The following is a 20,684-nucleotide window of genomic DNA, read 5'->3' on the forward strand; positions in this document are numbered from 1 at the left end:
CTGCCGAGGTGCCGTCGTCGGGGGACGGCCGATGGCACCTAGGATCGTCTGATGCCGACATCCTCCTCCGCCAGCTCCTCGCCCGCGCCGCTCCCGCAGCCGGCGCCCGGGGGCTCGCGCGCCGGCGCCCGGATCACCCTGACCCTCGCCGCGCTGGCGATGATCGGTCCGTTCACCATCGACACCGTGTTCCCCGCATTCACCCGCATCGGCGAGGAGTTCGGCGGGAGCGAGGTGGGGCTGCAGCAGCTGGTCTCCGCGTATCTCGCCGCGTTCGCCGTCATGTCCGTGCTGCACGGTCCGCTGTCCGATGCGCTCGGGCGCAAGCGGGTGATGATCGGCGGGCTGTCGATCTACCTCGTGGGGATGCTCGGCTCGATCCTCGCGCCGAGCCTGGGCGGGCTGATCCTGCTGCGCATCCTGCAGGGGGCGAGCGCGGGGGCCGCCACGATCGTCTCCCGCGTGGTCATCCGGGACATGTTCTCGGGCGCCGAGGCGCAGCGGCTGATGGCGCGGGTCATGATGATCTTCTCGGTGGCACCGGCGATCGCGCCCATCGTCGGCGGGTGGCTGCTGCTGCTCGGCGACTGGCGCTGGGTGTTCGCGGGGGTGGGCCTGTACGGCGCTGTCGTGCTGGTGCTGACGACGATGCTGCCCGAGACGCTCCCGAAGGAGCAGCGCACGCCCCTGCACGTCGGCTCGATCCTGCGTTCGCTGCTGCACGTCGGCCGCTCCCCGGTGATGCTGCGGATCGCGGCGGCGTCGGCCTTCGGGTTCGCCGCGCAGTTCCTGTTCATCGCCGGCGCCTCGATCTTCGTGGTGCGCCTGCTGGGGCTCGGGGAGCGGGACTTCTGGGTGCTGTTCGTGCCGCTGATCCTCGGCATGATGAGCGGCTCGTGGGTCGTCGGCCGGGTCGCGGACACCGTTCCGCGGGCGCGGCTGATCACCGTCGGCTTCGTCGGCGCCATCGCGACCGCGCTGCTGAACACCGTGCTCGTGCTCCTCGCCCCGACGCCCGACGGCGGACTGGGCTGGCATCTGCTGCCGCTGGTCGTCGGCCCGATGCTGCTCGCCTTCTCGGTGTCGCTGGTGTTCGCGCCGATCCAGCTCGAGCTGCTCGACCTGTTCCCGCACGAGCGCGGTGCCGCCGCCTCGCTGGGGACCTTCTTCTCGCTGGTCATGAACGCCCTGCTGGCCGGGGTGATCACTCCGCTGGTGGGCGGATCGCTGCTGGGCTTCGCGCTGACGGCCCTCGTCTTCGCGGTCGTCGGCACGGCCCTGTGGTCCTGGCACCTCGCCGCCGTGCGGAAGTGAGCAGAGCACGCACGCCGACGGGCTGCTCGGCCGACGGCGGAGGCCCGGCCGACGGGGTGGCGCCGGATCCGACTTCCTGTCATTCCTGCGCCAACTCCCTCCCCAACGGGCCCGCGTGTGCCTAGTGTTGCGTCATGGACATCGAGGCCAGCCCCGCCAGCCCAGACAGCCCTGACAGCGACGCCATCTCCCCCGCCTCCTCCCTCACACCGATCACGGTCGCCGTCGACCTGATCATCCTGACCATCCGCGACAGCCGCCTCAGCGTGCTCCTCATCCAACGCGACGACGAACCCTTCAAGGGCAGCTGGGCCCTGCCCGGCGGATTCGTCGGCCTCGAGGAGGACCTGCTGGAGGCCGCCGACCGGGTCCTGGCCGACGAGGCCTCGCTCGGCGCGGGCGCCGTGCACGTCGAGCAGGTGCGGACCTTCGGGACCCCGGGCCGCGATCCCCGCGGCCGCGTCGTGTCGGTCGCGTTCATGGCCCTCGGGGCGGACCTGCCCGATCCCGAGCGGGGGGACGGCGTGGCCGATGCCCGCTGGTGGGCGCTCGAGGACATCGCCGAGGACACTCTCGCCTTCGACCATGCGGAGGTCCTCGACTGCGCGGTCGAGCGGGCCCGCGCCAAGCTCGAGTACACCACCCTGGCGGTCACGTTCCTCCCCGAGGAGTTCACGATCTCCCAGCTCAGGGGCGTGTACGAGATCGTGTGGGGACGTACCCTGGATGCTGGGAACTTCCATCGCAAGGCCACCCGCTCCGACGGCTTCGTCGAGGACATCGGCAGGCTCGCCGCTCCGACGGGCGGCCGGCCCGCCCGCCTCTACCGGGCGGGGGACGGCACCGGACTGAATCCGCCTCTTCTGCGATCGGGGGCCTGAACCATGAGCACCTATGCCCCGTCGATGGAGCGCATCGCCGCCGCCTATGCCGAGCGCCGGGAGGAGGTCCACGACCTCGCCCTCGCGATCCACGCCGATCCCGAGCTGTCCTTCGACGAGCATCGTGCGGCCTCCCGCTGCATCGACCTGCTCGAGCTCGCCGGCTTCGAGGTGGAGCATCCTGCCGGGGGCATCCCCACCGCCTTCCGTGCGCGTCGGGGGAGCGGATCGCTGACCGCGGCGCTGTGCGTCGAGTACGACGCCCTGCCCGGCATCGGCCACGGCTGCGGGCACCACCTGATCGCCGGGGCCTCGCTGGGGGCGGCCCTCGCGCTCGCCGACCAGCTCCAGGACGATGCGTCGGACCTGGATCTGACGCTCCTGGTCATCGGCACGCCGGCGGAGGAGCACGGCGGCGGCAAGCAGCTGCTGATCGATGCGGGGATCTTCGACGGCGTCGATCTGGCGCTGATGACCCACACCGCCGGGGAGACCGGGACGTACGACGTGCTGGGCTCGACCAGCCAGGCCGTCGGCCGCTGGCGCGTCACCTACACGGGCCGCGGCGCGCACGCCGCCGCGAACCCGTCCGACGGCGTGAACGCGAACGACGCCGCGGTGGTGGCGCAGGTCGCGGCGGGTCTCCTGCGTCAGCGGATGAAGGACGGCCAGCGGATGGCGCTTGTCCCCCAGCAGAGCGGCGTCACGAACATCATTCCCGAGCGGGCCGTCATCGACTGCGAGTGCCGGGCGCTGACGATGGACGAGTTCGACCTGCTGCGGGAGCGGATGTTCGACTGCCTGCGTGCGGGCGCGCTCGCGACCGGGTGCGAGATCGCCATCGAGGCCTCCGAGCCGACCTACGAGCCGCTCCGACAGGATGAGACGCTCGGCGGGCTCTGGAACGCCGCGATGGAGCAGCTGGGCCGTCCGCTGGAGGGCTCCCTCGGGGCGATGCCCGCCTCGACCGACATGGGCAACGTGTCCCGCCGGATCCCGTCGCTGCACCCCTTCGCCGGCATCCCCGGCATCACGGACGCCCTGCACACCGTCGGCTTCGCCGCCGCCTCCGTGCGCCCGGAGGCCTTCGACCTGATGGACGACGCGGCCCGCGCGATGGCCTGGATCATCCGGTCCGTCGCGGCCGACGACGGACTGCGGGAGCAGCTCCGGCGCAGCGGCGTCCACCGCTCGCCCGGTCGGGGAGACCGCTCGCCCGCTCGGTGAGGCGAGCGGTGATCGCTGCGACCGGGGCGCTCAGCCCTTGCTCTCGGGGCCCTCGTCCTCGGGGTCCTCGCTCTCGAGGGCCCCGCTCCGGGCGACCTCGCCGTACCAGCGGGCGCTGGGCTTGATCCGCCGCTCGAAGGTCTCCGGGTCCCAGCCGAGCAGACCGAAGGTGGGGCGGAAGCCGCTGGCCCACTCATAATTGTCCAGCAGCGACCAGTACTGGAAGCCGCGCACGTCGATCCCGTCGGCCATGGCCCGGTGGACCCCTTCGAGGGAGCCCTGGACGTAGGCGCGGCGGCGGGTGTCGTCGGCCGTGGCGATGCCGTTCTCGGTGATCATCAGCGGCACCCCGCCGCTGAGCTCCCAGGCGCTGCGCAGGCCCAGCTCCGCGGCCTCGGGGAAGAACTCCCAGCCGGTGAGGGTGGTCTCGACGTCCTCGGAGACGGGCAGAGGGCCGTCGGGGCCGATGAACGTGCGCGTGTAGGCCTGGACGCCGAGGAAGTCGTCGCCCGCGGCGTTCTCGAGGTACCAGAAGTCGCGCGGGTGGCCGTACTCCTGGAGCTTCTCGGCGCTGCCCTCCTCGTCGGTCGCATGGAACGCCTGGGTGGCGACGGTCCACCCGGAGAGGATCCCGGGCCGTGCCGAGAGGACCTCCCGGGAGGCGCGGTGGGAGGCGAGCAGCTGATCGGCGACGTGCAGATCGGGGAAGGCGAGCCCGTGGGCGACGAGGTTCTCGGCCTTCTCCCCGCCGGCGAGCATGGCCGCGATGTTCGGCTCGTTGATCGTGCACACGTAGCGGACGTCGTCGAGGATCGGCAGCACGGTCTCGGTGTAGCGGGCGAACAGCTCGGGGGCGTCGTCGGCCCGCCAGAAGCCGTCATGCTCGAACCAGCGGGGGACCGTGAAGTGCATGAGCGTGACGATCGGCTCGACGCCGTGGGCGAGGCAGGCGTCGATCATCCGCCGGTAGTGGGCGAGCTCGGCGCGGGAGACGAACCCGCGCTCGGGCTCGATGCGCGCCCATTCGATGCTGAAGCGGTAGGAGTTCATGCCCAGCTCCGCGAGGATCCGGATGTCCTCCTCGAAGCGGTGGTAGCTGTCGGCGGCATCGCCGCTCGGCTCGACGACGGGCGAGTCGGGGCGATGCTCCATCTCCCACCAGTTGGAGTTGATGTTGCCGCCCTCGATCTGGTGGGCGGCGGTCGCGGCGCCCCAGAGGAAGCCGTCGGGGAAGCGCAGGGTGGTCATGGGTCTCCTGTCAGAGGTCGGGGGACGGGCCCGGGTCAGAGCCCGTGAACGCGTCCGGGGCTGGGGATCGCGTCCAGCAGACGGATCGTGTACTCGTCGCGCGGCTCCCGCATCACCTGCGCGGTCGGTCCCTGCTCGACGACGCGGCCGTCGTGCAGGACGAGGATGTCGTCGGTGACCAGGCGCGCGCTGAGCAGGTCGTGGGTGATGTACAGCAGCGACATGCCGGTGCGCTCGCGCAGGTCCCGCAGCAGCGAGAGCACGCCGGCCCGCAGCGACACGTCGAGCATCGAGACGGGCTCGTCGGCGATGATCACCTGCGGGTCCGCGGCCAGCGCACGGGCGATGACGACCCTCTGGCGCTGCCCGCCGGAGAGCTGATGGGGCTGCTTCGCGGCGAACTGCTCGACGGGCGTCAGGCCCACCGTCTCCAGCAGCTCGAGCATGCGGCGGTGCAGGGCGTCCCCGCGCAGGTCGGTGAGGTTCACGAGCGCCCGGGTGATCGTGTACTCGACGGTGTTCAGCGGGTTCAGCGCCGCATACGGGTCCTGGAACACCATCTGCACGGTGCGGCGCAGATCCCGCAGGCCCTTGCGCCGGAGGTCCCCGACGGACACGTCGCCCAGGCGGATGCTGCCCTCGCTGGGCTTCTCCACGCCGGTGATGAGCTTGGCGATGGTCGACTTGCCGCTCCCGGACTGTCCCACCAGGGCGGTCGCGCCGCCCGGGGCGAGCGTGAAGCTCACGTCGTCGACCGCGAGCACCGGCGAGGCCTTCCTCCGGGGCGGGGCGAACAGCTTGGTCACGCCCTCGAGGCGCAGCTCGGGACCGGTCGAGGCCCGCGGCCCGCGATGCGCGCCGCCGCCCGACGGTCCCTCCGGCCCGGTCGGCTCCGACGGTCCGGCCGAGTCCGACGGTCCGGTCGCCTCCGTCGGCGCCGGCGGGGCCTCGAGCCCCGGCAGCGAGACGTGCTCGTCGCAGGGATCGGCGAAGTGGCTGAGCAGCATCTGCGTGTACTCGTGCTGGGGACGGCGCAGGATGTCGGCGCTGGGGGCGTCCTCGACCACGCGACCGTCGTGCATGACGAGCACGCGGTGCGCGGACTCGAGCACCACGCCCAGGTCATGGCTGATGAGGATCGCCGTGAACCCCTCGGAGGCCTGCAGGTCGCGGATCGTGTCCATGACGGCGTGCTGGACGAGCACGTCGAGCGCCGTCGTCGGCTCGTCGAACACCATCAGGCGGGGCTCGAGGGACAGGGCGAGCGCGATCGTCACGCGCTGGCGCATGCCCCCGGAGAGCTCGAAGGGGTAGCGGTCCAGCACCTCCGGCCCCAGCGACACCTTGCCCACCAGCTCCTCGGCGCGGGCGTCCCGCCGGGAGGCGGGCACATGCCGGTGGGCTCGGAAGATGTCGTGGAAGTGCTTGCGGATGGTGCGCACCGGGTTCAGGGCGTTCATGCCGGCCTGCAGGACCATCGCGAAGCCGCCCCGGCGCTGGGTGCGCAGGGTCTCGGCGGGCATGTGCGCGATGTCGACGCCGTCGAACATGACGCGGCCGCCCTCGATGCGGGCCGGGGCCTTCGCGAGCGCCGTGAGCGCGAAGCCGAGGGTGGACTTGCCCGAGCCGGACTCGCCGACCAGGCCGATGAACTCGCCGGGCGCGACGTCGAAGGACACCTCCTTCACGGCGTGGGTGGGAGGGGCTCCCACGGGCTCGTAGACGACGGAGAGGTCGCGCACGCTCAGCAGCGGGCCGTCGGCCGCGGAGGGGGACTCGGTGGTGGTGATCGCAGCGGTGCTCATCGCCCGGTGCTCCCTTCCCGCAGACGGGGGTTGCTGATCCCGTCGACGCCGAAGTTGATGAGGGTCAGCGAGGTCGCCAGCAGGGCGATGCACAGGCCGGGCGCGAACAGCAGCGCCCACTGGCCGGTGAGCAGGGCGTTCGAGTTCTGCGCCCAGTAGATCATCGTCCCCCAGCTGATCACCGTGGAGTCGCCCAGGCCCAGGTACTCCAGGCCCGCCTCGGAGAGGATGGCGGAGGTGGCGGCACCGAAGAAGCTCCCGGTGATCAGGGAGGTCATGTTCGGCAGGATCTCGCGGAAGATGATCCGCGGGGCGCGCTCGCCGGAGAACCGGGCGGACTCCACGAAGTCGCTGCCGCGCAGGGTGCGGGTCTGGCTGCGCAGGACGCGCGCTCCCCATGCCCATCCGGTGATCGCGATGACCGCGATGATCACCGAGATGCCGCCGTTGCTGAGGTACGTGGCGACCACGATCATCAGCGGCAGACCGGGGATCACCAGGAACATGTTGACGATGAAGTTGATGATGTCGGCGGCGATGCCCCGGAGATAGCCCCAGGTCAGCCCGATGATCACGGAGATGATCGTGGCGATGCCGCCGGCCAGGAAGCCCACCACCAGGGAGATGCGTGCCCCGTACAGGAGCTGGCTGAGCACGTCCTCGCCGGCCGCGGTGGTGCCCAGCCAGTGCTGGGCGGAGGCGTCGAGGTTGCGCTCGAACTCGTTCGAGGTGGGGTCGTAGGGCGCCAGCACCGGCGCGGCGAGCGCGATGACGACGAAGACGCCCAGCACGATCAGGCCGACGCGCGCCTTGCGGTTGCCCCAGACGGTGCGCAGTCCGCCGCCGAGGGCGGCGAGGGCCGGTCTGCGGCGCGGTGCCGACGGGGCCGACGGGGGTGCGGATGCGATCGGTTCGTTCGGTGCGCTCATCGCCTCGTCCTCGGGTCGAGAATGCCGTACATGATGTCCACCAGGAGGTTCGCGATCAGGACGCTGACGGTGATCATCAGGAAGATCGCCTGCATCAGCGGGTAGTCCTGGCCGGTGACCGCGTTGAACAGGAGGAAGCCGATCCCCGGATAGCCGAAGACCTGCTCGACCAGCACCGAGCCGCCGACGACTCCGCCGAGCGCCATGCCGAAGCCGGTGAGGTTCGGGAGGATCGCGTTGCGGGCCGCGTACTTCAGGGCGACGGTGCGGCCGGGGATGCCGTTGGCCTCCGCGAAGGTCACGTGGTCCTCGCCGAGGGTGGTGATCATCGCGTTGCGCATGCCGATGATCCAGCCGCCCAGCGAGGTGATCAGCATGGTCGCTGCCGGGAGTGCCGCGTGGTAGAGCGCATCCTTGATGAACTCCCAGCTCAGGCCGGGTGTCGTGGTCGCCGAGTAGGCGCCGAAGGTGGGGAACAGGTGCCCCACGTAGCCCAGGAAGAACAGCAGCAGCAGCGCGGTCCAGAAGTAGGGGAAGGTCCCCAGGAAGCTGCCGCCGACGGTCGGCAGGGCGTCCAGGATGGTGCCGCGCTTCCAGGCGGCCAGGACGCCCAGCAGGGTGCCGATGATGAACGCGGCGATCGTCACGAGGCCCACGAGGATCAGCGTGTAGGGGAGGGCCTGGCCGACCAGGTCCGCGACGGGCTCCGGGTAGAAGGCGTAGGAGACGCCGAAGTCGAGGGACAGGACCTGGCGGAGGTAGTCGACGTACTGCTGGAGGATGCTGCCGTCGGGGACGCCGAGCTGCGCCTCGACCGCGCGCCGGGTCTCCTCGGTGACCGGGCCGTTCTGGGCGAGCTTGGCGAGGGCCGCGTCGGCCGGGGAGCCCGGCATCATGCGCGGCAGAAGGAAGTTGATGGTGACGGCGGCCCACAGGGTGAGCACGAACCATCCCAGTCTCTGGAGGACGTACTTCATCGGGCTCTCACTCGCCTTCCTGGGCGACGCGTCGCACCCGGGTCAGGACCCGCAGCGGCGAGGACCCGTAGGTCTGCAGCGGCGCGTAGGGGTCGTCCTCGGTCGGCCAGCCGGTGAAGCGGCCGTCGTTGTACAGGCCCCACAGCCCCCCGTAGTAGAGAGCGATGATGGGGATGTCGTCGTAGAAGATCTCCTGCAGGCGCTGGAGGATCCGGTCCTGCTCGTCCTCGTCCACGCTCGCGCGGTAGGTCGAGATGAGCTCGTCGACCTCGTCGTTGCGGTAGCGGATCCGGTTGTTCTGGCTGGTCTCGCCGATCGGTGCGTAGTACTCGCCGGAGAGCAGGTTGGAGAACCCCTCGAAGGCGTCGGAGCCGTTGGAGGAGCCGACGGCGACCTGGTAGTCGCCGCTGGAGAGGTTCGCCTCGTAGGCGGCGGGCTGCGGGACGTCGATGGTGACCGCGATGCCGATCTCGGCCAGCTCGCGCTGGACCTCCTGCACGGCCCGCAGCCAGTCGGTGTACCCGTTGGCGGTGGAGATCGCGAAGGTGAACGGCTCGCCGTCGGGCGTCAGCATCGTGGTGCCGTCGTAGGTGAAGCCGGCCTCCTCGAAGGCCTCGATCGCGGCATCGGTGTCGCGCGCGATCCGGCCCTGGTCGGGCAGGTCCGGGTTCAGCAGGTCCTCCTGGTTGGGCAGGAGCAGACCGGACTGGCTGGCCTCGTCCATGTAGCCCTCGGCGGCGACCTCGCCGACCTGCCCGCCGTCGAGCGCGAGCGCGAGGCCGCGGCGGACGTCCAGGTCGTCGAACGGGGCGACGTCATGGTTCGGGTGCAGGCCGATGATGCCGCCCGGCGGGAACCAGTACCGGTTGTGGTCGTTGGCGGCCATCCACGTGCTCTCGACGTCGCTCATGTACGCGTACGCCCAGTCGTAGCCCTTGGTGACCAGGTCCAGCTCCTCGCTCGCCGCGGGATAGACCAGATGCTCGACGTCGATCGAGTCCGCCTGCCAGTAGTCCTCGAAGCGGTCCAGGGTGTACTGCAGGGTGGTGAAGTTGCCCAGCGTGTACGGCCCGGAGCCGATGGGCTCCTCGTTGCGCCAGGTGGAGGGGTCCTCGATCGTCGACCAGATGTGCTCGGGCACGATCACGGTCTTGCCGACGGTGGAGACGGCCGGCGAGTCCGCGCCCTGCAGCGTGAACACGATGGTCGAGCCGTCGGTCTCCACCGAGTCCAGGCGCCCCCATACCCCGGCGGTGTCGTTCGCGGGGAAGTCCTTGAGCATCTGGAAGGTGTAGGCGACGTCGTCCACGGTCAGCGCCGTGCCGTCGTGCCACATCGCGCCCTCGCGCAGGGTCATCACGATCTGCTGCGGGTCGGGCTGCTCCCAGCTCTCGGCGAGCCAGGGCACGAGCTCCCCGTCCAGCGGGTTGATCCAGATCAGCGGCTCGTAGATGATCGTCGCCGCCGTGCGGGGGCTGGGCTGGAACGGGTTGAAGTTCGCGGTGAAGGTGGGGGTGCCCTTGTCCCCGGCGATGAGCATGGTGTCGTCGCCGATGGTCGGATCGGGCACGCTGCGGATCTGCAGGGAGCAGCCCGAGGCGAGCAGCCCGGCGATGCCGAGGGAGCTCCCGGCGAGCAGGGTGCGCCGCGTCGGGCGCAGTGGTGGGATGGGTGCCACGGAAGTTCGTCCTCACGCCGTCGTACGGAACGGGCCTGGCGGGAGGTCGCTCTCCCGGGAAGGCCGTGCGGTGTGACTGTATGCGCTTACATTCGGTCGCGCAAGCCCGCTGGTCGAACCGGCGGTGCGGTCGACGGCGGGGGCGAGCGATGGGGCGGCCGACGGCGAGGCGGGCAGCGGTCGTGCGTCAGGCGGCCGGGCCGCAGCTCGCCCGCAGCAGCACGTCCACCGGGAGCCGACGGTGCACGGCCTCGGCGTCGGGGTCCTGGCTCCTGCGCAGCAGCAGGTCCACCGCCTGGATGCCGAGGTCGATCATCGGCTGGCGGACCGTCGTCAGCGGAGGGGAGCTGTGCCGGCTCTCCTCGATGCCGTCGAAGCCGGTGACCACGCAGTCCTCCGGCACGCGCACCCCTGCCTCGCGCAGCGCCGCGAGGGCTCCCAGCGCGCTCTGGTCGTTGGCGCCGACGACGGCGGCCGGCGGGGGTCCGTCGGCCAGGTGCTCGCGGACCGCCGCGAACCCGCCCCTCCAGGTGAAGTCCGCGACCGCCGAGGACCAGGGCGCGCCCGCCGCCTCGACCGCATCGCGGAAGCCCCGCTCGCGGCCGGCCGCATCGGGCGAGGTCGGAGGGCCCTCGAGGAAGAGCAGCGGACCGGGCGGCTTCACCTCGAGCACATGCCGCACGAGCGCCGACATGCCGCCGCGGTTGTCGACCCCGATCGAGTCCGCCGGGGTCTCGTCGGCCGAGCGCCCGGCGACCTCGACCAGCGGGATCCGGGCGGCGGCCTGGGCGAGCAGATCGTCAGGGATCGTCCGGGAGACGACGGCGAGCCCGTCGACACGGCCGGCCAGGTCGTGCAGCACCATGTCCCGGCTCACGCTCGTGCCGGCGGCGACCAGCAGGGCGAAGCCCGAGCGCCAGGCGGCCGCCTCGGCCCCGCGCACCAGCTGCTCGAAGTAGCGCGCGGCGTACTGCTCGGAGTTCGAGTCGTCGCGGTCGTCGATGAAGGCGACCTCGCCGCTCTCCACCGGTGATCGGTGGCTGGTGGAGGGGATGTCGTGCCCGGGGATCAGCAGGCCCAGCACGCCGGTGCGCCGACCGGCGAGGCCCCGAGCGCTCGCGTTGGGCACGTATCCCATCGCTCCCACCGCCTCGAGCACCCGGGCGCGAGTGGCCGCGCTGACTTTCTCCGGCTGCCGGAGCACACGGGAGACGGTCGCGATCGAGACGCCCGCCTCGCGGGCGACGTCGTAGACCGTCGGCTGCTTCCTGGTGGACACGCCTGGCCTCTCGTCGACGGGATGGGAATGGGGAGCCGTCCGGGCGGGCGAGGCGGAGACGGACGGGCCCCCGCACGCTACCCGACGTCGGGTGCTCTCCGCGTCGGGCACAAGGTCCCGCGGGCGCCCGTCGGCGCGGCCGTACGGTGGAGCCATCGCTCCGAGGGAAGCCCCCAAGGCCTCACCGCGGTGGCGGCATCGCCGGGTCGGCAGGGGAGAGCGGACCCGGAGACGGAGGGCGACGGATCTGATCCGTCGCCCTTCGGCATGTCCGGGAGGCGATCTATCCCAGCGGGCCAGCGGGCCAGGGGGCCAACGGGCCAGCGGGCCAGGAGCTAGGGGTGGTCAGGGAGGTCTGGAGGGGCTGGGGAGGGCATCGCGGTGTCGGGGCTGAGTGCCCCCGCGCACATCCCTCCGGAGAATGGTTGAAAGTTGGACCAAAGGCGCGGATGATGGTTCCATCCTCAGATCTCCAGAAAGGTCCGTCATGACGTCCTCTGCTCCCGCATCGTCGGCCGACGCCAGCCGTCCCGCACCGTCGACCGTCGGCCGTCCCGCCGTCGACGGCCAGCATCTCTCCGCCGACCTCGCCATGGATGCCGTCACCCTGCGCGTCGGCGATCTCGAGCTCATGAGCTCCTACTACGAGAGCGCCCTGGCCCTCGCACCGATCGAGGAGAGGGCGCGCGCGAACGGCGAGGTCCATCGGGTCCTCGGGCGCGGCGGCGTCCCCTTCGTGCGCCTGATCGCCACCCCGGGCCTGCCTGCGGTCGACCCCCGCCAGGCGGGCCTGTTCCACACGGCGTTCCTCTTCGAGGACGAGGCCGCCCTCGCCGGCACCGTGCTGCGCGCCGCCCAGGATCCCCGCTCGCGGTTCGCGGGCACCGGCGACCACCTGGTCTCCGAGGCGTTCTACTTCACCGACCCCGAGGGCAACGGCATCGAGCTGTACCGCGACCGTCCCCGCGACAGCTGGCAGTGGAAGGACGGCCAGGTCGCCATGGACACCCTCTACCTCGATCCGAACGCCTACCTCTCCGAGCATCTGACCGAGGAGACCGCGACGGACCCCGGCGCCCGCCCCGGCATCGTCGGCCACGTCCATCTCCAGGTCGGCGACGTCGACGCCGCGCGGAGGTTCTACATCGACACCCTCGGCTTCGAGACAACCGTCGGATCGCATCCGTCGGCCCTGTTCGCCTCCGCCGGCGGATACCACCATCACGTCGCCATGAACACGTGGAACAGCCGCGGTGCGGGGCCCCGTGCGACCAGCCTCGGCCTCGCCGACGTCGCCATCACCCTGCCCGCCCGCGAGGACCTCGATGCGCTCGTCGGCCGCCTGCGCGGCGCGGGGCTCGAGCATGCGGACGACGGCCGCTCCGTGCGCGTGCGCGACCCCTGGGGCACGCCCGTCACCGTCAGCCTCCCCGGCACCGGAACCGAGGAGCTCCTCGCGCGCTGACGGCGCGGCGGACTCGCCGATGTCCGCGTCGGAGCTATCTTCCGCCCCTGACAGTGGCCGTCGCTCGCCGCGCCGGGACAGCCAGCAGGATCGCACCGATGGGGAGCGCGAGTGAGATCGCCGCGACGAGGAGGAGCCGCAGAGGGTCGCCCTTCGCGATCTGCAGCACCTCGCCGGCGTAGGAGATGACGACCGAGCACAGGAATGCCGTCACGGTGGAGACGGCGAGCGGGATGAGCAGGACCGTCCAGGCCAGTCGCTCCGACGTGCGCAAGGAGAGCCCGAGGCGCTGGTGCAGCATGTCGCGATCTGAGTCCTCGACACTCCGGTCGCCGATCTCACGGACGATCGCCAGGGCGAGGATGACGAAGGCGACCAGCGCCCCTGCCACGAGCCACTGCACGATCGGGAGGGGGGCGGTGATGTCCGAGGCGGGCAGATCGATGTTCAGCGCAGGCAGGAACCCGAGAATGCGTTGGACGTCCTGCGTGGGAAGCGGGCCGCTGGAGAAGATCAGGACGTCGTCGCCGAGCCCGTCATCCGGTGCGAGCCGGCTGGTCTCGTCGGGAATCCGCATCCCGGTGTTCGCCTCGGCAAAGTCCGAGAGCTCACCCTCGTTCCCCGGTGCGCAGAGGTCCGCGCTGTCTCCGCGGAAGAACTCGACGAAGCTCGCGCAGTCGTCCACATCGATGAGATGAGGCATCGGTCCATCGGTGTCGTCCTGTGCAATGGCCGAGACGACAAGCACATCCCTTCCCTCCTCGGAGAAGGCGCTCCGTGCCTCTTCGAGCCCACCTGCCGGGTCCCCTCGCCAGCTGACGGAGACGGTACGGGGACTGTGCGAGGGCGATCCTTCAGCCTGAGCGGCCGCAGAGGATCCCCAGAGCGCTACGGCGAAGCTCGCGACGACGATGAGCACGCCGAGCACAGAGGCGACGCGGGAGAGATGCACGGCATCGTGCCGCAGCCGACGGGCGGCGGCCCAGAGGACGGGACTGCGGGCGGTGCCCATCGAGGAGGCGGCCGCAGCAGAGAGCGCGGGCACTGCAAGGGGTAGGAGGGCGATCACCCCGATGGTCCCGCCGACGAACACCGTGCTCGCGACGGAGGGGGAGATCCACGAGGTCGCCGACGCGATCACAGTCAGCACGGCGGCGGCGAGGCCGGCCGTCGCGATGACACTGCCAACTCGTGGCCGACGACTCCGGGGACGCGGGAGGCGCCGGCCGAGCGCCCCGCAGAGGAAAGCGCATCCGACGGCCATCGCGACCGCAAGCAGGTACACCCACCACGACAGCATGAGATCTCCAGGAAACAGCCGAATGGACGTCGCGGGGATGGCTGTCAGGTGGCGGCCGAGGAGTGCGTGGACGAGCACGGCGATCAGCGCGCCGCTCATAGCCAGCAGACCGGTCTCGCAGCCCATGGCTGCACGCGCTGTCCGGGCACGCACGCCGATGGCGTGAAGGAATCGTAGGCGCTCATCGCGGACCAGCGATCGTGCCCGGGAACTCGAGACGAGCAGCACGAAGCTCGGCACGACGAGGAAGACTGCGACGCCGGGTGCCATCATGCTCACGGCCACCACTTCAGGGTCGTACGAATGGCCGCCATAGATCGCGTTCGGATCGCTCTCTGCGTAGGTTGCGATGTACGTCACCGCTCCGCCCTCGCCCAGTTCGCTCCCCGCTGCGGGCCGCACGAAGATAAGCGGTTCGGAGGGCGCTGCGAGCCCTTCATCGCCGATGGCCCCGTTCGTCCCGGAACCGGCGGCGGAACTGTGCCACCCGAGGTCCTCCGCGGTGTATCCCGCCTCGACCAATGCGGGGGACAGGACCGCCTCGCTGGGGCCCGGCAGCTCGTCCAGGCCGGGCGGTACCGCCGCAGGGTCGTCCTCATGCCCGGGCATGGGCTCGATCCAGACGGTCGGCACCTGTCGCCCCATGGCCAGCGTGCCACGATCCACGACCGCTGCGACAGCGCCCTCGGGAGACATTCCCGGGTACCCGTCCCCGACGGCTGCGGTGGGGACTCCGAGCAGGGCGCCGGCGCGGAGCGGACTGGTGCAGGACAGCGCGATCAGAGCAACTGCCACGAGGACGGCAGAGGTGGCGATGAAGCTCGCGGTCAGGAGACAGACCTGACGCCACCGTTGCCGCCGGTCACGGGAGAAGGCGACGGCCGCGCTGAAGCGGAGGACGGTCCTCATGCTGTGCCATGCTCTCGCGTGAGGAAGCAGGTGCGGTCGCAGAGCGCAGCGACCGCCGGGTCATGGGTGGCGAGCAGGACTGTCGCCGAGTGCCGGCCCGCCTCCCTGAGAAGCAGCTCGGTCACTCTGCGCGCATTCTCGACGTCGAGGGAAGCTGTCGGTTCGTCGGCGACGATGAGATCCGCATCCGGGCGGACGAGCGCGCGGGCAACTGCGATCCGTTGCGCTTCGCCGCCGGACAGCGTTCTGACGTCCGCCTCCGCGCAGTGAGCCATCCCTACACCCTGCAGCGCTTCCACCGCGAGTGCCAGGGCAGAAGATCTCTTCATGCCGTCGAAGAGGAGCGGGAAGGCGACGTTCTCGACCGTGGAGAACTCCTCGAGAAGGTCCGGACTCTGCTGGATGAGGCCCATCCGCCGCCTTCGCAGGTCCGATCTGGCTCGTGCAGAAGAAGTGCGCTGGTCCTGACCGAGTACGCGCACGGTCCCCGATGTGGGCTTCTCGAGGCCCTGAATGCAGGCCAGAAGCGTGGACTTCCCGGAACCGCTGGGGCCCATGATGGCGACGGATGATCCACGGGCCGCGTGAAGCGACGTTCGGGGAAGCGCGAGCACTTCCCCGAACGTCACCATGGCGTTCTCGCAGAGCACGCTGGGCTCGATCAATGACGTCTCCTATGAGATTGTTGGTCAGCTGGGGTATTTCCAGGTGCCATACGCGTCCGGCCGATTGCTCAGAATCTCGATGGCGCGGTGCGCCCGCGGGTAGGTGCTGAGCGACTCGTACTTGTTGGAGTTCACGCCGTTGTAGTTGTACAGATGCCGGGACTTGCCGTTCGTCGTCATCTTGTACTCAACTCGGACTGCGTGCCCATCGTCCTCCCCATCGTGGATCTGAATCTTGTGTGACGAGCTGTAATCGTATGAGTAGTCACCTCCCTGCCAGCTGTACAGGCCGCGTGCTGCCTCCGCAGAGAGTGGGACAAAGGCGAGCCCCACGATGAGTGCTGCCCCTCCAAGTCGTTCGAGTATGGTCCCCATCATTCCTCGAATCCTCAGGAGCGAGGTGGACGGCTCCGTCCACCGCTGGATGTGAATGGCCAGCAGAAGCAAAGCTAGCACTCAGCTGGCGCTCAGGCGGAGCCTCTTACCCGAGTTGGGCGAGATGCCCTGCGATGAGCCGCAGCCACCGCGGACGGCGCCGTCGAGGGTCGGCGGACCCGAGCGCTCATCACCCTCTTCCCCGGCCTCCATCATCCGGTCATCCGCCGGCCATCCCGGCGGGCGAGCGTGAAGCCCATGGACGGTGCGGCAGGCACGGAGGGCGACGGCATGAGGGTCTCGGTGACCGGGGTCGGATACCTCGGGGCGGTGCACGCGGCGAGCATGGCGGAGATCGGCCACGACGTCGTCGGCCTCGACGTCGACGCCGAGCGCGTCGCCGCCCTGGAGGCGGGGCGCGCGCCCTTCCACGAGCCCGGCTTCGAGGAGCTCCTGCGTCGAGGGATCGATGCCGGGCGCCTGCGCTTCACGACCTCGGTCGCCGACCTGGCCGACGCCGACGTGCACTTCCTCGCGCTCGGCACCCCGCAGCGGGAGGACGGCTTCGGTGCGGATCTGCGTCAGCTCCTCGCCGCCGTCGACGCTCTCGCCGACGCCCTGCTCGCCCGTCGGGATGCCGGTGCGCCGGCGCGGTCCGACGGACCGGTGCTGGTCGTCGGGAAGTCGACGGTGCCGGTCGGCACCGCCCGTCGGCTGTCGGCGCGGCTCGAGTCCGTGCCCGGGGTGCACCTGGTGTGGAACCCGGAGTTCCTGCGCGAGGGCCGCGCCGTGCACGACACCCTGCAGCCGGACCGGCTCGTCTACGGGGTGGCCCAGCACGGGATGCCGGACGTCCAGCACGGGATGGCGGACGCCGGTCACGGAGCGCCCGGCTCCGAAGCCGGTGACGCCGACGACCCCGCCGTTGATGCCGCTGATGCCGTTGATGCCGCTGATGCCGTCGACGCCGCCGTGCGGATGCTCGACGCCGTCTATGCGCCGATCCTCGCGGCAGGCACGCCGCGCCTGGTCATGGGGTGGGAGGCGGCGGAGCTCGTGAAGGTCTCCGCCAACGCGTTCCTGGCCACGAAGATCTCCTTCATCAACGCCGTCTCCGAGGTGTGCGAGGCCGCAGGGGCCGACGTCGCCGACGTCTCCCGGGCCCTCGGGCTCGATCCTCGGATCGGCCCGGACTTCCTGCGCGCCGGTGTCGGCTTCGGCGGCGGCTGCCTGCCCAAGGACGTGCGGGCGTTCATGGCGCGGGCCGAGGACCTCGGCGTCGGGAGGTCCCTCGCGATGCTGCGGGAGGTGGACGCCGTCAACGAGCGTCGGCGCGGCCGCGTGGTCGAGCTCGCCCGGGAGATGCTGGGCGAGCTCGCCGGTCGGCGGATCGCCCTGCTCGGAGCCGCCTTCAAGCCCGACAGCGATGACGTGCGGGACTCCCCGGCGCTCGCCGTGGCCGCGCGGCTGATGTCGGCGGGGGCGGACGTCGTCGTCGCCGACCCGGTCGCCGCGCCGGCCGCCCGTCGGGCCGTACCGATGCTGCGGGCCGTCGAGCATCCCGAGGAGGCGCTCGCGGGCGCGGAGCTGACGATCCTGCTCACCGAGTGGCGCGAGTATCGCGCGCTCGACCCCGTGGAGGCCATGGCGCTGGTCGCGGCGCCCCGCATGATCGACGGCCGCGGCGTCCTGGACCGCGTCCGCTGGACCCGCGCCGGATGGGATCTCCGTGCGCTCGGCCGGGGCTCGCGCCCGCCCGTCGGACCCGACGACGCGCCCGACGACGCGCCCAGCGGGGTGTCCAGGGACCAAAGGCTCGCGCATTCCGCGCGGAGCGCGTCGCAGAATTGATCCCGTGCGCGACCGGAGGGGTCGTGCACGGGACCGCCGAGGAGGGCGAATGAGCCACGCGAGCACCGTGTCCACCCTGAGCGCGCTCGGGGACGCGCTCCGCGAACGGGCGACCCTCGGGGCCGACGGCCGCGCCATGCACACCTTCCACGGATCCGAGGACGCCCGCCTCATCCAGATGCTGCTGTTCCTGCGCGAGGGCCGCATGCTCGACGAGCACGAGAACCCCGGGGAGGCGATGCTGCAGGTGATCGAGGGGTCCGCGCGGCTGGTCGCCGGGGAGGACAGCTGGGAGCTGACCGCCGGACAGCATGTGGTGATCCCGCAGCGGGACCATGCCCTGGTCGCGACCGAGGACGCTCTCGTGCTGATCACCGCCGCCCGAGAGATCGGATGACGCCATGGGACCGGAGGAGACCATGGCACTCCCGCAGGACGGGCGCGACGCCGGCACGATGCAGGGGCACTGGCTGCTCGCCCGCCTCGGCAAGAGGGTCCTGCGACCCGGGGGCCTGGCCCTGAGCCGGGCGATGCTGCGGGCCGCCGAGCTCGAGGGCGCCGACGTCGTCGAGCTCGCCCCCGGGCTGGGTCGCACCGCCGCGGACATCCTCCGCGCCCGCCCCGCCGGGTACATCGGCGTCGAGCGGGATCCGGAGGCGGTCCGGCTGGTGCAGCGCGTGGTCGGGGACCGCGGTGAGGTCCGCCAGGCCGACGCGGCGGCCACGGGGCTGCCCGATGCGAGCGCCGACGTCGTGATCGGCGAGGCGATGCTGACGATGCAGGGCGAGCGGGCGAAGGCGGCGATCGTCGCCGAGGCCGCACGGGTGCTCCGCCCGGGCGGCCGCTATGCGATCCATGAGCTGGGCCTGGTGCCCGACCATATCGCCGAGGGCACGAAGGAGGAGATCCGTCTGGCCCTGGCGCGGGCGATCCGCGTCAACGCCCGGCCCCTGACGATCGCCGAGTGGTCCGCGCTGCTGGCGGCGCACGGCCTCGAGGTCGAGCATGTGGAGCAGGCGCCGATGGCGCTGCTGCAGCCGCGCCGGATCGTCGCCGACGAGGGGCTCGCCGGAGCCGCCCGCTTCGCCCGCAGCCTCGCCCGCGATGCCGAGGCCCGCGACCGGGTGCTGCGGATGCGGCGCGTGTTCGCCGAGCACCGGCGCAGCCTCGCCGGCGTGGCCCTGATCGCGGTCAGACCCGGCTGAGGCTCAGGCGGGCAGCGTCCAGCGCAGACCGTCGGCCCAGGTGCCCCGCCACCAGGCGGGATCGTGCCCGCCCGCGTACTCGCGGTAGTGGGTCTCGTACCCCTTCTCGACCAGGATGTCGTGCAGCCACCGGTTGCCCAGCACCTGCCAGACCTTCGCCGGCGGCGGACCGAACTCGAGGTTCCCGACCTCGTGGAACAGACGGATCCGGGCGGGGGCGTCGCGCTGGAAGGCGCGGATCAGCGTCGGCGTCGGGGTGGTGACGGCGAGCGGCATGTCCTCGCCCGGACCGGGCAGATCCGGATGGTGCCAGCACGAGGGCGACTGCAGGATCGCCGCACCGAACACCTCCGGACGGTTCAGCGCCGTCCATCCCGCGCACAGCCCGCCGAAGCTCGAGCCCGAGAGCACCGTGTCCTCGGGGTAGGGGGAGACGCCGTAGCGCTCGCGCAGCAGCGGCATGAGCTCGTCCGCCAGGAAGCGGGCGAAGCGGGTCGACCCCGTGAGGTCCAGCGCGCGACGCTCCTCCTGGTCGACGAGGACGACGACTGCCGGTCGCACGAGCGCCGCCTCGACCAGCTCGTCGCGCACCGCGGGAGCGGTGTGGTCCTCGCCCCCGTCGAAGACGATCACCACCGGCAGCGGCTCGACCGTCGCGCGCGCGGCCGCGGCATCGGCGACCCCCGTCGGGAGCGACACCCACACGCGGCGCTCGGCGCCGAGGACGGCGCTGGGCACGCGCAGCTCCTCGAGGGGCGAGGGCTCGCGGCGCAGCGCGGACTCGAGGAACGGCAGGGGCTGGGCCGCCGGCAGCACCGCGACGGCCGACGACGCCGCCCCGCCCCCGCGGATCCCGCGGCCGTTGTGCGGATCGGGCAGGAGCTCGCCTCCGCCGCGCGGGCCGGCCCCGGGACCGCCGTCCGACGACGCCCTCTGGAACCAGTAGGCGAAGCGCAGCACGGAGGGCAGACGCAGCGTCAGATGATGGATGCCGGTCCCCTCGATGCGCTGCATCCGCAGGTCATCGGGCAGCGAGCGGTCGATCAGGGTGCGCAGCAGGATCGGGGCATCGGCCGACTCGTCGGCCGCGTCACCGCTCGCGCCGCCGCTCGGGTCTCCGCCGGCCGCGCCGTCGCCGACCGCGGCGCGCGGGTCCTCCACCACGAAGGTGACGTCGCACTGGCGGGTGCCGGCCGCCGAGATCAGCGGGGTGCCGACCTGCGCGAGATGCTCCCGCAGGCGCTCGACGGTCCATTCGCCGTCGATGACCTTCTGCACGGCCGGTGCAGGGGAGCCGGCGGGCGACGGAGCGGCGGCGGGGGACGGAGCGGACGCGGGGGAGGAGGTCCTGAGGGTCGAGCTCATGGGTCCACTCTTTCATCGCAGCAGGTCCGGCGTCCCTCCTCGATCGGAGGATCTTCGGCACATCTGAGCCCGACGCCCGACGTCCGACGCCCGCCGCCCGACGCCCGCCGCCCGACGCCCGCGCCTCTCCGCTCCGCGCTCGCCGCGCGACGCCCCTAGTGCGCCGTCGGAGCGCCGCGCACGCCATCCCCTTGCCGCCGCGGGAGGTCGG

At 71.5% G+C, this 20,684-nt stretch carries 17 protein-coding genes; 7 read left to right on the forward strand and 10 right to left on the reverse strand.

The genetic code is table 11. The features are described from left to right. Positions 1 to 51: 51 nt before the first annotated feature. From ACZ5AJ_RS14840 to ACZ5AJ_RS14850, 3 genes are all read left to right on the forward strand, one after another. The gene (locus tag ACZ5AJ_RS14840; RefSeq protein WP_464135812.1) at positions 52 to 1,314 is read left to right on the forward strand and encodes an MFS transporter; all 1,263 of its coding nucleotides are present in this window, start codon (positions 52 to 54) and stop codon (positions 1,312 to 1,314) included. Between the two features lie 134 nt (positions 1,315 to 1,448). Next, complete coding sequence (locus ACZ5AJ_RS14845) at positions 1,449 to 2,195, forward strand: NUDIX hydrolase (protein ID WP_464135813.1); 747 nt, start codon at positions 1,449 to 1,451, stop codon at positions 2,193 to 2,195. 3 nt (positions 2,196 to 2,198) lie between these two features. Further along, positions 2,199 to 3,422: an amidohydrolase gene (locus ACZ5AJ_RS14850; RefSeq protein ID WP_464135814.1), complete on the forward strand. Its 1,224-nt coding sequence runs from the start codon at positions 2,199 to 2,201 to the stop codon at positions 3,420 to 3,422. A gap of 30 nt (positions 3,423 to 3,452) precedes the next feature. Here the strand turns inward: ACZ5AJ_RS14850 and ACZ5AJ_RS14855 are convergent, their stop codons facing one another. The 6 genes from ACZ5AJ_RS14855 to ACZ5AJ_RS14880 form a co-directional block, all read right to left on the reverse strand. After that, positions 3,453 to 4,670 (reverse strand): glycoside hydrolase family 1 protein, encoded by a 1,218-nt coding sequence (locus ACZ5AJ_RS14855; protein WP_464135815.1) that lies wholly within the window; start codon positions 4,668 to 4,670, stop codon positions 3,453 to 3,455. Positions 4,671 to 4,705: 35 nt separating this feature from the next. Then, complete coding sequence (locus ACZ5AJ_RS14860; RefSeq protein WP_464135816.1) at positions 4,706 to 6,475, reverse strand: ABC transporter ATP-binding protein; 1,770 nt, start codon at positions 6,473 to 6,475, stop codon at positions 4,706 to 4,708. Then, positions 6,472 to 7,404 carry an ABC transporter permease gene (locus tag ACZ5AJ_RS14865; RefSeq protein ID WP_464135817.1) on the reverse strand — a complete coding sequence of 311 codons (933 nt, stop codon included), beginning with the start codon at positions 7,402 to 7,404 and terminating at the stop codon, positions 6,472 to 6,474. The genes ACZ5AJ_RS14860 and ACZ5AJ_RS14865 overlap by 4 nt, the downstream gene beginning before the upstream one ends. After that, positions 7,401 to 8,381 (reverse strand): ABC transporter permease, encoded by a 981-nt coding sequence (locus ACZ5AJ_RS14870; RefSeq protein ID WP_464135818.1) that lies wholly within the window; start codon positions 8,379 to 8,381, stop codon positions 7,401 to 7,403. Before ACZ5AJ_RS14870 ends, ACZ5AJ_RS14865 begins: the two co-directional genes overlap by 4 nt. A gap of 7 nt (positions 8,382 to 8,388) precedes the next feature. Continuing rightward, positions 8,389 to 10,059 (reverse strand): ABC transporter substrate-binding protein, encoded by a 1,671-nt coding sequence (locus tag ACZ5AJ_RS14875; protein WP_464135819.1) that lies wholly within the window; start codon positions 10,057 to 10,059, stop codon positions 8,389 to 8,391. Between the two features lie 187 nt (positions 10,060 to 10,246). After that, positions 10,247 to 11,338 (reverse strand): LacI family DNA-binding transcriptional regulator, encoded by a 1,092-nt coding sequence (locus ACZ5AJ_RS14880; protein ID WP_464135820.1) that lies wholly within the window; start codon positions 11,336 to 11,338, stop codon positions 10,247 to 10,249. 592 nt (positions 11,339 to 11,930) lie between these two features. Between ACZ5AJ_RS14880 and ACZ5AJ_RS14885 the strand changes: the two genes are divergently transcribed. Then, a complete protein-coding gene (locus tag ACZ5AJ_RS14885) occupies positions 11,931 to 12,803 on the forward strand; it encodes a VOC family protein (RefSeq protein ID WP_464138783.1) in 873 nt (290 codons plus the stop codon). 34 nt (positions 12,804 to 12,837) lie between these two features. Here ACZ5AJ_RS14885 and ACZ5AJ_RS14890 read toward each other — a convergent pair whose 3' ends face one another. From ACZ5AJ_RS14890 to ACZ5AJ_RS14900, 3 genes are read right to left on the reverse strand one after another with little or no spacing between them, the layout of a single operon-like run. Beyond that, entirely contained in the window at positions 12,838 to 15,012 is a 2,175-nt protein-coding gene (locus ACZ5AJ_RS14890; protein WP_464135821.1) for a hypothetical protein, read from the reverse strand. Next, complete coding sequence (locus tag ACZ5AJ_RS14895) at positions 15,009 to 15,677, reverse strand: ABC transporter ATP-binding protein (protein WP_464135822.1); 669 nt, start codon at positions 15,675 to 15,677, stop codon at positions 15,009 to 15,011. The genes ACZ5AJ_RS14890 and ACZ5AJ_RS14895 overlap by 4 nt, the downstream gene beginning before the upstream one ends. A 24-nt stretch (positions 15,678 to 15,701) precedes the next feature. Next, positions 15,702 to 16,055, reverse strand: a complete 354-nt coding sequence (locus ACZ5AJ_RS14900) for a hypothetical protein (RefSeq protein WP_464135823.1) — start codon at positions 16,053 to 16,055, stop codon at positions 15,702 to 15,704. A 255-nt stretch (positions 16,056 to 16,310) separates the two neighbouring features. Between ACZ5AJ_RS14900 and ACZ5AJ_RS14905 the strand changes: the two genes are divergently transcribed. From ACZ5AJ_RS14905 to ACZ5AJ_RS14915, 3 genes are read left to right on the forward strand one after another with little or no spacing between them, the layout of a single operon-like run. Beyond that, positions 16,311 to 17,903, forward strand: coding sequence for a UDP-glucose dehydrogenase family protein (locus tag ACZ5AJ_RS14905; protein WP_464135824.1), 1,593 nt, complete (start codon positions 16,311 to 16,313; stop codon positions 17,901 to 17,903). A 49-nt stretch (positions 17,904 to 17,952) separates the two neighbouring features. After that, complete coding sequence (locus ACZ5AJ_RS14910; protein ID WP_464135825.1) at positions 17,953 to 18,300, forward strand: cupin domain-containing protein; 348 nt, start codon at positions 17,953 to 17,955, stop codon at positions 18,298 to 18,300. Positions 18,301 to 18,322: 22 nt separating this feature from the next. Continuing rightward, positions 18,323 to 19,108: a class I SAM-dependent methyltransferase gene (locus tag ACZ5AJ_RS14915; RefSeq protein ID WP_464135826.1), complete on the forward strand. Its 786-nt coding sequence runs from the start codon at positions 18,323 to 18,325 to the stop codon at positions 19,106 to 19,108. 3 nt (positions 19,109 to 19,111) lie between these two features. Here the strand turns inward: ACZ5AJ_RS14915 and ACZ5AJ_RS14920 are convergent, their stop codons facing one another. Beyond that, the gene (locus ACZ5AJ_RS14920; protein ID WP_464135827.1) at positions 19,112 to 20,473 is read right to left on the reverse strand and encodes an alpha/beta hydrolase; all 1,362 of its coding nucleotides are present in this window, start codon (positions 20,471 to 20,473) and stop codon (positions 19,112 to 19,114) included. Positions 20,474 to 20,684 lie beyond the last annotated feature (211 nt).

The sequence above is a fragment of the Brachybacterium zhongshanense genome (genome assembly GCF_055385755.1).

Coding starts and splice junctions, on each gene's coding strand:
- ACZ5AJ_RS14840 (WP_464135812.1), top strand. CDS start 52: ATGCCGACATCCTCCTCCGCCAGCTCCTCGCCCGCGCCGCTCCCGCAG.
- ACZ5AJ_RS14845 (WP_464135813.1), top strand. CDS start 1,449: ATGGACATCGAGGCCAGCCCCGCCAGCCCAGACAGCCCTGACAGCGAC.
- ACZ5AJ_RS14850 (WP_464135814.1), top strand. CDS start 2,199: ATGAGCACCTATGCCCCGTCGATGGAGCGCATCGCCGCCGCCTATGCC.
- ACZ5AJ_RS14855 (WP_464135815.1), bottom strand. CDS start 4,670: ATGACCACCCTGCGCTTCCCCGACGGCTTCCTCTGGGGCGCCGCGACC.
- ACZ5AJ_RS14860 (WP_464135816.1), bottom strand. CDS start 6,475: ATGAGCACCGCTGCGATCACCACCACCGAGTCCCCCTCCGCGGCCGAC.
- ACZ5AJ_RS14865 (WP_464135817.1), bottom strand. CDS start 7,404: ATGAGCGCACCGAACGAACCGATCGCATCCGCACCCCCGTCGGCCCCG.
- ACZ5AJ_RS14870 (WP_464135818.1), bottom strand. CDS start 8,381: ATGAAGTACGTCCTCCAGAGACTGGGATGGTTCGTGCTCACCCTGTGG.
- ACZ5AJ_RS14885 (WP_464138783.1), top strand. CDS start 11,931: ATGGATGCCGTCACCCTGCGCGTCGGCGATCTCGAGCTCATGAGCTCC.
- ACZ5AJ_RS14890 (WP_464135821.1), bottom strand. CDS start 15,012: ATGAGGACCGTCCTCCGCTTCAGCGCGGCCGTCGCCTTCTCCCGTGAC.
- ACZ5AJ_RS14900 (WP_464135823.1), bottom strand. CDS start 16,055: ATGATGGGGACCATACTCGAACGACTTGGAGGGGCAGCACTCATCGTG.
- ACZ5AJ_RS14905 (WP_464135824.1), top strand. CDS start 16,311: ATGGACGGTGCGGCAGGCACGGAGGGCGACGGCATGAGGGTCTCGGTG.
- ACZ5AJ_RS14910 (WP_464135825.1), top strand. CDS start 17,953: ATGAGCCACGCGAGCACCGTGTCCACCCTGAGCGCGCTCGGGGACGCG.
- ACZ5AJ_RS14915 (WP_464135826.1), top strand. CDS start 18,323: ATGGCACTCCCGCAGGACGGGCGCGACGCCGGCACGATGCAGGGGCAC.
- ACZ5AJ_RS14920 (WP_464135827.1), bottom strand. CDS start 20,473: ATGAGCTCGACCCTCAGGACCTCCTCCCCCGCGTCCGCTCCGTCCCCC.